Origin of the sequence: Mesorhizobium sp. M2A.F.Ca.ET.042.01.1.1 (genome assembly GCF_003997405.1) — a bacterium.
Taxonomy (GTDB): Bacteria; Pseudomonadota; Alphaproteobacteria; order Rhizobiales; family Rhizobiaceae; genus Mesorhizobium.
In genome coordinates, this window is sequence record NZ_RZRX01000516.1 from 1 (window position 1) to 1,778 (window position 1,778).

General features: G+C 65.8%; 4 protein-coding genes and 1 pseudogene. All 5 read left to right on the forward strand.

Annotation, left to right across the window (positions count from 1 at the left end):
* Window positions 1–7 precede the first annotated feature (7 nt).
* Window positions 8–106: pseudogene (locus EOA23_RS34385) on the forward strand (KGG domain-containing protein); the annotation flags it as partial.
* A gap of 154 nt (window positions 107–260) precedes the next feature.
* Entirely contained in the window at window positions 261–755 is a 495-nt protein-coding gene (locus EOA23_RS34390) for a hypothetical protein (RefSeq protein ID WP_127307286.1), read from the forward strand.
* A 28-nt stretch (window positions 756–783) separates the two neighbouring features.
* Window positions 784–1,002, forward strand: coding sequence for a hypothetical protein (locus EOA23_RS34395; protein WP_127307287.1), 219 nt, complete (start codon window positions 784–786; stop codon window positions 1,000–1,002).
* A gap of 25 nt (window positions 1,003–1,027) precedes the next feature.
* On the forward strand, window positions 1,028–1,225 hold the full coding sequence (locus EOA23_RS34400) for a hypothetical protein (protein WP_127307288.1): 198 nt from the start codon (window positions 1,028–1,030) through the stop codon (window positions 1,223–1,225).
* A 39-nt stretch (window positions 1,226–1,264) separates the two neighbouring features.
* The gene (locus tag EOA23_RS34405; RefSeq protein WP_127307289.1) at window positions 1,265–1,585 is read left to right on the forward strand and encodes a plasmid stabilization protein; all 321 of its coding nucleotides are present in this window, start codon (window positions 1,265–1,267) and stop codon (window positions 1,583–1,585) included.
* Window positions 1,586–1,778: the final 193 nt, after the last annotated feature.

The following is a 1,778-nucleotide window of genomic DNA, read 5'->3' on the forward strand; positions in this document are numbered from 1 at the left end:
CCGCAATATGGGTCAGCGGAGCGCGGGCCAGCACAGAGGCGGCAGCGGCAACTTCGCCGAAGACCGTCAGCGCGCCTCGGAAGCAGGCCGCAAGGGCGGCCAGCGCTGAATTCAAGATGGCGTCCGCGGACGCGGACGCCATCTCATTTGCCCGGCGCGATCGATCCCGGGATGGAACATCTTCCCCGTCCTCCAGTTGACCTTAGGAGCGGCCGCCGTAGCAGGCTGCCGTCGCCGCAGGATGTTCAACGGAGGCACCAATGTCCTTGCATTCCCTTCATCCCGAACGCGTCGATGAGACCCGCATGCAGGCCTATTCGACCTTCGGTCCCCTGCTGATCCATGCCTTGGCGCAAAAACTGGCGCGCTGCCAGGGCGTGCGTGAATTGGACAAGATCGAACAGTCGCTGGTGCGCCTGGTCGAGGAGACAGACGTCGCCGCTCCGGATGCCGAGGCCATGAAGGAGTTCGCGGTCGAGCTCATCGTGTCGACGCTGCGCAACGCGCGTGAGCATCCCGACGCCAAGCAGGACCTTGAACCAATCGACGAGCGCCGCACGGAAGGCCGCTCGGAGGATCCGGACACGCTGGAAGAGCAGTTGCAGTCTGGCCTCGAGGACAGTTTCCCGGCCAGCGATCCGCCGGCCGTGGTTTCCACCGCGATCACCGGCGGCTCCAAGGACATCGTCGGGACCGACGAAGTGCTGCGCCGCAAGAAGGAAGCACGCCGCAAGCAGTCGGAGACGGCGGACTGACACGGCGCCGAAGCGAAGGAGACGCGCAATGACGCAGGCAAACGACAACATACCGCACCGGCCGGGCGCCGCGAACGCGCCACAGGGCGGCACGCTGCCGGTCAAGGGCGGCGACGATCCCGACGTGCGGTTCCTGGCCGAGAACACCGACCTCTCGCCGAAGCAGGCGCGCGAGTTGATCCGCGAGCACGGACACGACCGCGACAAGCTGCTCGAGATCGCACGAACCATGAAGGCGGAAGGCTGAACGCCCCCCGGAAAGCGAGGCAAGGATGAGCAATTCACCGAAGAAGGGACCAGCTGGAACGTCCGATCAATGGCCTCGCTGGGAAGGCCCGAAGGCCAACAAGCCGCGCGGCTACCTGCCGCCGGAGGACGATCCCGACGAGAACCGCGATGCCGCCGGCGAGAACAACAGGGACCCGGAGCGGTCCGACCTTGGCGACGTCGCCAAGAAGAAGGGCGATTAATCCCTTCCGAATTCACTCAGCGCAACAAGGAGCAGGACAATGCCACGTGGCGACAAATCGAAATACACCGACAAGCAGGAACGCAAGGCCGACCATATCGCCGAAAGCTACGAGAAGCGCGGCGTTTCCGAAAAGGAAGCCGAACGGCGCGCCTGGGCGACCGTCAACAAGGACGATGGCGGCGGCAAGAAGGAAGGCGGATCGGGACGCGGCAAGCACACCGGCCATCCGGCCGCGCATAAGGGTGGCAGGATGGGCGGCAAGGCCTCGGGCGAGCGCTCCGCGGCGGACAGATCGGCTTCGGCGAAGAAGGCTGCCGCGACGCGCAAGCGCAATGCGGAGCACCACGCGCATCATTGAGCGGCCTCCTCCTTCTCCCCTTGTGGGAGAAGGTGTCGCCGAAGGCGACGGATGAGGGGGGCTCCAGGGAAAACCAACGTCTCACTCCGCTGGAACACCCCTCATCCGTCTCGGCGCTGCGCGCCGATCCACCACCCGGGGGCGAGCCACGGGTCTCGCCCCGTCCTTCGGACCCCACAAGGGGAGAAGGAAG